Origin of the sequence: Microcoleus sp. PH2017_34_RAT_O_A (genome assembly GCF_020737885.1) — a bacterium.
In the GTDB taxonomy this organism is placed as follows: Bacteria; Cyanobacteriota; Cyanobacteriia; order Cyanobacteriales; family Microcoleaceae; genus Microcoleus.
The window spans coordinates 21,935-29,983 of the sequence record NZ_JAEQDD010000085.1; the positions used below are offsets into that span (position 1 = coordinate 21,935).

The following is an 8,049-nucleotide window of genomic DNA, read 5'->3' on the forward strand; positions in this document are numbered from 1 at the left end:
TGCTAAAATTTGCGATCGGACATTAGTGGAGGCCTTTTGACATGACGACAAATGCTGCTTCTAGTTCTGGGCACGCCAGCCAAATTCCTTTTGACTTTGCCCCGCAGCAGACTCAAGATGCTGACTTATTAAGACAGCTAGATTTTGTTCCGGGTTTGAAGGAAATCTTGACTTTGCGCCAAGTTCATGCTTTGGAACACGCTACGGTTTGGGTACTCAGCCAATCTGGCGGTACGCCGACAGCAAGAGCAGATAATCAGTTATTGGGCGGAATGTCCACTGACCAAGGATTTTATCTGTACGGCCGCGTTAACATTGCACAGTTGCGTCATGCAGTGCAATTAGCTTTGCAGCGGATTGCCAGCGGAGAGTGGGATTTAGCCGTACATCCCCGCTGTGGCACCAACTTGTCGGTGGCAATGCTACTGACTGCTGGACTTGCTGTCGGCATCAATTTAGCTCTACCGAAGGGGCCCATTCTGCAACTTTTGGGTTTGGGTGCGGCGGCGGCGACAGCAGCTCAGTTAGCTCCCGATGTGGGAGCTCTGGCTCAGCGCTACGTCACAACTGCTATTCCGTTTAATTTGAGTATTGTTGATATTTCTGTCAGTCAGGACTTCTGGGGACGGGAAGCTCATTTTGTGCGCGTGCGTTGGGTTGAATAGCTGCGACGGCAAGGGAGAGGGGGAGAGAGGGGCAAATCTTCATTTTTCCTTTTTCATTCTTCCTTTTTGAGTCCAGGATGCCAGTGTCACAATAAAGGATTTTTTGGGTACGTTGTTGGGAAAAGAGCGCTCTTTTCCCAACAACGTACCTTTTTTAAGGTGCCATCTGCCTTTTTCATTCTGCCTTTTTCATTCTTCCTTCTGCCATATTATTTGTATTATAGCTTTTCTTATATAGATTAGGTACGTTGTTGGGCTTGGGCCCTCTTAGTTTATTAAGTGGTTGTAGGAGCTGTCAGTCATACCTCATCTTTTTGAGAAAGGCTATATAGCTTTTCTCAAAAAGATGAGAGATAATTCGTAAATGCAGTTTTTAGCAGCATAACTTGCTATGTAATAAATCTAAGAAGGGCCCAAGCCCAACAACGTACCTACTTGTTATAAATCTAAGAAGGGCTGAAGCCCAACAACGTACCTCATTTTTATAAAAACGGATTTATATATCAGAATCGGTATCATAAAAACGATACTATTCAAACGTCAATTCTGGTTAAGCATTAACTTAATTTAATTCACTAACTGGCACTACACAATGAGAAATATATTTTTTGGTAGCTCGATAAATTTCTATTATATTCAGTTTCCATCTTCACAATCAAGGCGTCAGCTATGAAAAGCTCGGATTGACTTCTGAGGCGACTTGCCAGAAGAGAGCAGCATCAGGTAAAATTGCTTGTTAGAATTTTTAGATCAAAAGTCAATCAAAAAAATGTGCAAACTAGCGATCGACAAAACCAGTCTAGCAAGCCTGCTGGCAGTCACCTTGGCCCTAGCAGGCAACAGCTTTTTACCTTTGGGTCACAATGCGAGTTTTGCGAGGGAAATTGCCCAAGCTAACGAACCAGAAAGAGTTCCCGACGGCAAGATGGTTCCCGTTAATGGCAAAGCTAATGTGAGATTAACGAATAAAACCAGCGATCGACTATTTTATCAAGTAGTTGGACAAACTAACCGCCGCAGCTTAGCCGAAAATTCAACAGTCGCGCTGCAAGCATTGACACTACCTGCATCCATTGTATTTAGGCGACAAGACGGCGCATTATTGAAAGCGAGTTTAAAACCCGTTGGTGAAGGCACAGTAGAAGTAAGATTAGACGAGACAAATGATTTAGGTTTGGATAAAAGATCTTTAAGCATTCGGAATGATGGTGCACTGTTTCTCCGATAACACGGCGGTTGAAAGCGCCCGATCTTCTTATCCCAAGCATATTGATATAAAATCAATTTGGCGATCGCCCTGGCAACTCGAACTCACCTTCAATACACATCCGAGTCCCTATGTCAATCAAAAAAATTCTTTCCATAGCCCTGTTAATTTTCATCCCCATTTCCATCGCAGCCGAATATTTGCACTGGGGTTCCCTGGTAGTTTTCATCACATCCGCCCTAGGCATTATACCTCTGGCGATTTGGTTGAGCACAGCAACAGAAGAAGTGGCGATCGTCACAGGGCCCTCCATCGGCGGCTTATTAAATGCAGTCTTCGGGAATGCTACAGAATTAATTATTGCCATAGTAGCCCTGAAAGCCGGCTTGATTGACATCGTGAAAGCCAGCATCACCGGCACCATTATCAGCAACTTGCTCTTAGTTATGGGACTTTCCATGCTGCTAGGGGGAATCCGCTACAAAGAACAAGAATTTAAGCCAATTATCGCCCGGGTGAACGGTTCCACCATGACTCTAGCAGTGATTGCGATTCTGCTGCCGACGATGGTAATTTACACGTCGAATGGAGTGGAACCCGCAGCCATTCAGAATCTTTCGTTGATAACTGCGATCGTCCTAATTGCAGTTTACGCACTAACGCTGCTATTTTCCTTAAAAACTCACAGCTATCTTTACGAAGTCGGCATACTAGAGTTAGAAGATTCTGAAAATACCGATGAATCAACTGCACACAAACCGAATTTGTGGCTGTGGATAGGAGTGCTAGTCGCCTCAACAGTTGCAGTTGCTTTTGAATCAGAAATTTTTGTGGGCGTTGTCGAAGAAACTACCAAAGGATTGGGATTAACACCACTGTTTACAGGTGTAATTTTGTTGCCGATTGTGGGCGGTGCGGCGGAATACGTAACGGCGGTGGGAGTGGCGATGAAAAATAATATGGATTTGTCAGTTTCCGTGGCGATGGGTTCGAGTTTGCTAGTTGCTTTGCTGGTAGCGCCGGTGTTGGTGATTATCGGTATCGTGATTCATCAGCCGATGGATTTAAACTTTAATCCGTTTGAAGTGGTTGCAGTTGCCATTGCGGTGACAATCGCTAATCTAATTAGTCTTGACGGGCGATCGAATTGGCTGGAAGGAGTGCTACTTTTAGCAACATATATTGTGTTAGCTGCGGCATTTTACTTTCACCCTGTTACTTGAAGCAACTGTCAGATCAAATAAAGGTATGTTGTTGCGCTTCAGCGCTCTTAATATTAAGAGCGTGGCTCTCCTGAGTCTGTGGTGATAAACAAACCGCATATCCTTGACGAAGAGAGCATCACAGAATCGCGAACAGTTGTGTCTGATACCGTATCCACCATCCTAAAATTACGGACAGCGACACTCTTGAACAGTAACACACTCTATTCTGCAACTTTTTCCTTTGCGCCTCCTCTCGCGACAATCAGCATCATCCTGACATTGTGAAGTGACTTTGTTCTCACAAACTTGCTGACGTGGAAAAGTACCTAAATTTTGTACAGAAACTTGAGCGGTAAGCGCACCCTGTTCTATAATTTGGTTATTTTCTTTGATTTCATAGGCAAATTTATTTTCGCCCTCTAACACCGAAAAAGTTCTTGTTTTGTGACTGTTTGCTAACTTAAATCCAAAACTTTCGGAAAACTCACCTTTGTCATAACTTCTATCTGTGTAAGGATAGGGGTCAGTTTCCATGCCATCGGTCACATTTTTAATCAGCACTCTTCTGTTAGGGCCGGGGGGAGTCTTGCTGGAAACAAATCGAGCGCTTTGCGAATCAGGGGAGATGCCACTTCCGGGACACTGACCTACATATTCAACGCGCTTGAATTGAATCATGTTAATATTAAAACTGTTTTCGTTCTTTACCCGAAATTGTGCTTCGCTAGTCTGCTGGGCGCTGACTGTGAAAGCTGCTAGTGTGACTAAAATTGCACCAATCAAAAAAGCTAGGAATTTGATTGGTCGCTTCCCCGTAAAATATCTGGCGCGTTTCATCTCTTTATACCTCCAATATGAAAAAAGTGCATTTTATTTGAATGTAAGTTTAACTAGAAAGCTTAACTGTTGTCAAGATCGATAAAATAGGTTTGTAGTGAGGACTTTAGTCCTTCCTGGTTAGTCTCTCCACCAATGAATGAAGTATTCATGGTGCAGGTTTGTAGTGAGGACTTTAGTCCTTCCTGGTTAGTCTCTCCACCAATGAATGAAGTATTCATGGTGCAGGTTTGTAGTTGCTAGATGATTAATTAATTAAATCACCATAGCTGACGCACCCTACTTTAAAATGTTACTCGATCGCGCCATTTGTCTATAGCCTTGTTTCCTACTCCTGGCAATCTTTCGACATCCTCCCAAGACTCAAAAGGCTGCTTTTCCCGCGCTGCAATAATTTTCTCGGCTAACTTCTGGCCAACCCCTGGCAAAGTTTCTAGTTCTTCTTGAGTCGCGCTATTCAAATTAATTAAGTTTTTACCACCACTTTGCGGTTGAGGATTCGCAGGTTTTGATGTTGCTTGGACTGATTTACACTCTTTTTGCTTAGCGTCAATTTTCTGTTTGATTCGGGCGGGAATTCCCAAGATTGCACCTTTGTAAAGCCGATCGAACTCCCGCTCAAAATGGGCCCCAACCGTCGGGCTGTCGATCGCCAATAACGTCTCATCATTCCCGTGATTTGCAGCCTCACTCCAGTTGTGAGAGCCTGTCAGCACGGTATTTCCGTCGATAACGCCGAATTTGTGGTGCAGGCGATCGCCCATTGGTAACAGCGGCACTCCCACTGTAGTCAGCGGCTTTTTCCACGGGCGATTGTCCGCTTCTAAGCCGCCGCAATCCTGCATGAAAGTCGCCCCCATCATGTCTAAACCTTCGCTGTAAGGGCGATAAATGAAATTTGAGTCAATCAAAGCTCGCACCGCTACACCGCGCCTAGATTCAAGTTCCAGAGTGTTTGACAACCGCTGCGCCGAAAATACAAAGAGTGCCAAATTAACAGATTTTTTCGCCTTTGCTAAAGTGCGATTTATCAAACTGTTAACGCTTTGTTCCCAAGGCAAAGTCGCACTTGTTGGTGAAAATTGCACCGCCACAGTTGCATTACCAATTCTCACTTTTTGCACTTGACGAAACGGCTTTTTGATGCCAAACTTGCTATCCGGTTTACCACCGGGCCCGTCGCCCCACATGATGTTAAATTCTTGAGTAAAGATTTGCGCTAATTGAGGGCTGTCAATTTTTAGCAGATTGTTGGCATTGCCGCGACTTGCTGCTGTTTTGAAATCGCCGTGGATATCGCTGGTGGTAAAATTCGCCGAAGTTACGATGACTGTTTTGCCGTCAATTACTGCAAATTTGTGGTGCATCAAACCGCTGCCTTTACTTCCGTCAGCAGTATCGTCAATGACAGGAATCCCCGCATCCTGGATAATTACCAAAGCATCATTTTGCTTGATTTCCTCGGCACTCAATTTACCGTCTTTATTGGTATCGGCTAGTTGCAGAAATTCGCTGTAGCGATCGCGCTCTCGTTCTGGTAACTTTGCCAACTCCTGGGCTGTATAATCGCTCCAAGGGCGATTGTACAGATGTTCGACAATTAATCTGACTTTAATTCCAGCGCGCGCGCGATCGGCCAACCTTCGTGCAATACCGGGTAAGCGAAACTCCTGAACCGCTATATCTACGGTCGATTCAGCACTTGCTACTGCCTCGGCGATTAACTTTTCTAAATCATCTCCAGCCCTAGTTTGTGCGCGGTAGGGCTCTGTGTAACTCGAAGTGAGGGACTGATTGAAGTATACTTGCAACAAGGGGTCTTGAGGCAGCGGAGCGAGAGTGGGAGGTAAATTCTGCACGTCCTGCTTTGCTTGTCCGCAAGCCGTCAGGGCGATCGCCAGCAATCCAACACAACACAAACCTGGTAAATTATAATAAAGTACATTCACAAAATTTAAAATTTTATTGAGGTCATCAGTCTATTCAGAGTGGAAAGATATTGGATCGAGGAAAGTTAAAACTATTAAATTTATGACAGGGAATAGATTTTGCGTCTTGTAGAACTGCCTCGATGCCGGAAGCATCACTGGTAGGGTAGCAGCATTCAGGGGCGTGGGTCAAACCCGATACTGATGCTTTATGGCTAAAAGAAAAACAATTTTTGATTGTGGTCACAGGGGATATGGTAAAGCGTGCCATCGGTGCACGCAAGAGTTGATAGCGCAACAGCAATCAGTTGAACTGCTGGCCGAAAAACAGACCCAAAAACAAGAGAGGGAAGCATCATTTGCTAGAGATGCGATCGATCTCAGAGGTCTGCCCGATCATGTAGTTACTAAAGCTCGCGCTATTATAGCAGCTTTGGGGGAAAATAAGAATTACAGAGATTTCGGCGGCAAACGCCTGCGTCACAACCGCTGGATTGTGAGTATTCCTGTAACCCGCAATTACAGAATGCTTTGTGAAGATTGCGGCACTTTCTTAATTCCCCAAAAAGTCTTGTCCCATGAAGACTACAATGTCTGCAAACCTGGGAGTCATTAGACAGTTGACAGTTGATAGTTGACAGTTGACAGTGGGGAGTTGACAGTTGACAGCGGGGAGTTGACAGTTGGGAGTTAGCAGTTGGGAGTTAGCAATTGTTATCAGTCATAATTTAAGAATTATGAGTCATGAGTCAATAATCATTTATGCCTTTAGGATAAGTGCTTTATTCATTAGGTAGTCAATCATTCATTATTAGTTCGTCATTTAATTAAAGCAATGCAAATTTACCTCGACTATAGCGCTACAACGCCGACACGCCCAGAAGCAATTGATGCTATGCAAAAAGCTCTGACTCAATACTGGGGAAATCCTTCTAGTTTGCACGAGTGGGGACAAAGGGCGGCGACTGCTTTAGAATTAGCCAGAATGCAGGTTGCTGGGCTGATTAACGCGCTACCGGAATCGATGATTTTTACTTCGGGCGGCACTGAAGCGGATAATTTAGCAATTATGGGAGTTGCGCGTCTTTATACAAAACCGCAGCATATCATTATTTCCAGTGTTGAGCATTCCGCAGTATCAGAACCAGTGCGACAACTCGAAGAATTGGGATGGGAAGTAACTCGATTACCAGTCGATAAACATGGGCGAATTCATCCTTTGGATTTGCAAGAATCACTGCGATCGCACACAGTGCTAATTTCCATCATCTACGGACAAAGCGAAGTTGGTACACTGCAACCCATAGAAGCATTATCGCAAATTGCGCGCGATCGCAATATCCTGTTCCATACCGATGCAGTTCAAGTTGCCGGTAAATTGCCGATTGACGTGCAAAAACTGCCCGTAGACTTGCTTTCGCTTTCCAGTCACAAACTTTACGGGCCGCAAGGTGCAGGGGCGCTGTACGTGCGTCCAGGACTAGAATTGGTGCCAATGTTCGGCGGGGGAGGACAAGAGTTGAAACTGCGTTCAGGGACGCAAGCACTGCCCGCTATCGTCGGTTTTGGAGTGGCGGCGGAGTTGGCTGTGCAGGAAATGGATGTGGAAACGCCGAGGTTGATTGGATTGCGCGATCGACTTTTTGACAAATTAGCCGACATACCCAGTTTAGTCCCAACGGGCGATCGATATTACCGACTGCCGCACCACACCAGTTTTTGCATTGTCTCCCCATCCTGTCGCCCTTACCAAAAGAGAGACACAGAGAGAATCACAGGCAAAACTCTCGTGAGACAGCTAAATTTAGCCGGAATTGGCATTAGTTCCGGTGCGGCTTGTAGCAGTGGTAAACTCACGCCTAGTCCGATATTATTGGCAATGGGATATGACGAAAGCGGTGCGGTTGGTGGAATTCGCTTGACACTGGGACGCGAAACAACTGAAGCTGATATTGATTGGACGGTAATTGCGATCGCACAAATTTTAGATAGATTAATGCCCAAGGTAGCATTGTGCAGGAATTAGAAAACTGGGCGGTGGAATATTGGGTGCTTGGAAATCGGGCGGTTGGAAATCGGGCGGTTGGAAACCCGGCGGTTGGAAATCGGGCGGTTGGAAACCCGGCGGTTGGAAACCCGGCGGTTGGAAACCGCGTCTACACAGACAAAACCCGCCTCCGCGGGTTGAAGAAAAGGCGGTGAAATTA

General features: G+C 45.3%; 8 protein-coding genes. 5 read left to right on the forward strand and 3 right to left on the reverse strand.

From position 1 onward, the window contains the following. Nucleotides 1–41 precede the first annotated feature (41 nt). From JGK11_RS24655 to cax, 3 genes are all read left to right on the forward strand, one after another. The gene (locus JGK11_RS24655) at nucleotides 42–665 is read left to right on the forward strand and encodes a DUF6391 domain-containing protein (RefSeq protein ID WP_293186785.1); all 624 of its coding nucleotides are present in this window, start codon (nucleotides 42–44) and stop codon (nucleotides 663–665) included. A 769-nt stretch (nucleotides 666–1,434) separates the two neighbouring features. Continuing rightward, the gene (locus JGK11_RS24660; RefSeq protein WP_293192750.1) at nucleotides 1,435–1,893 is read left to right on the forward strand and encodes a hypothetical protein; all 459 of its coding nucleotides are present in this window, start codon (nucleotides 1,435–1,437) and stop codon (nucleotides 1,891–1,893) included. 110 nt (nucleotides 1,894–2,003) lie between these two features. Further along, complete coding sequence (gene cax / locus JGK11_RS24665) at nucleotides 2,004–3,095, forward strand: calcium/proton exchanger (RefSeq protein WP_293186783.1); 1,092 nt, start codon at nucleotides 2,004–2,006, stop codon at nucleotides 3,093–3,095. A 168-nt stretch (nucleotides 3,096–3,263) separates the two neighbouring features. On the opposite strand, the gene JGK11_RS24670 is transcribed toward cax, so the two are convergent. Then, a complete protein-coding gene (locus JGK11_RS24670) occupies nucleotides 3,264–3,914 on the reverse strand; it encodes a hypothetical protein (RefSeq protein ID WP_293208548.1) in 651 nt (216 codons plus the stop codon). A 284-nt stretch (nucleotides 3,915–4,198) separates the two neighbouring features. Then, the gene (locus JGK11_RS24675; protein WP_293186781.1) at nucleotides 4,199–5,863 is read right to left on the reverse strand and encodes a DUF655 domain-containing protein; all 1,665 of its coding nucleotides are present in this window, start codon (nucleotides 5,861–5,863) and stop codon (nucleotides 4,199–4,201) included. A gap of 190 nt (nucleotides 5,864–6,053) precedes the next feature. Here JGK11_RS24675 and JGK11_RS24680 point away from each other — a divergent pair, with 190 nt between their 5' ends. Together JGK11_RS24680 and JGK11_RS24685 are read left to right on the forward strand one after the other, a co-directional pair. Further along, nucleotides 6,054–6,458 (forward strand): hypothetical protein, encoded by a 405-nt coding sequence (locus tag JGK11_RS24680; protein ID WP_293186780.1) that lies wholly within the window; start codon nucleotides 6,054–6,056, stop codon nucleotides 6,456–6,458. A gap of 219 nt (nucleotides 6,459–6,677) precedes the next feature. After that, entirely contained in the window at nucleotides 6,678–7,868 is a 1,191-nt protein-coding gene (locus tag JGK11_RS24685; RefSeq protein WP_293186779.1) for a cysteine desulfurase family protein, read from the forward strand. Here JGK11_RS24685 and JGK11_RS24690 read toward each other — a convergent pair. Further along, a partial coding sequence (locus tag JGK11_RS24690) for a hypothetical protein (RefSeq protein ID WP_293213220.1) occupies nucleotides 7,865–8,049 on the reverse strand: 185 nt, incomplete at its 5' end. The genes JGK11_RS24685 and JGK11_RS24690 overlap by 4 nt on opposite strands.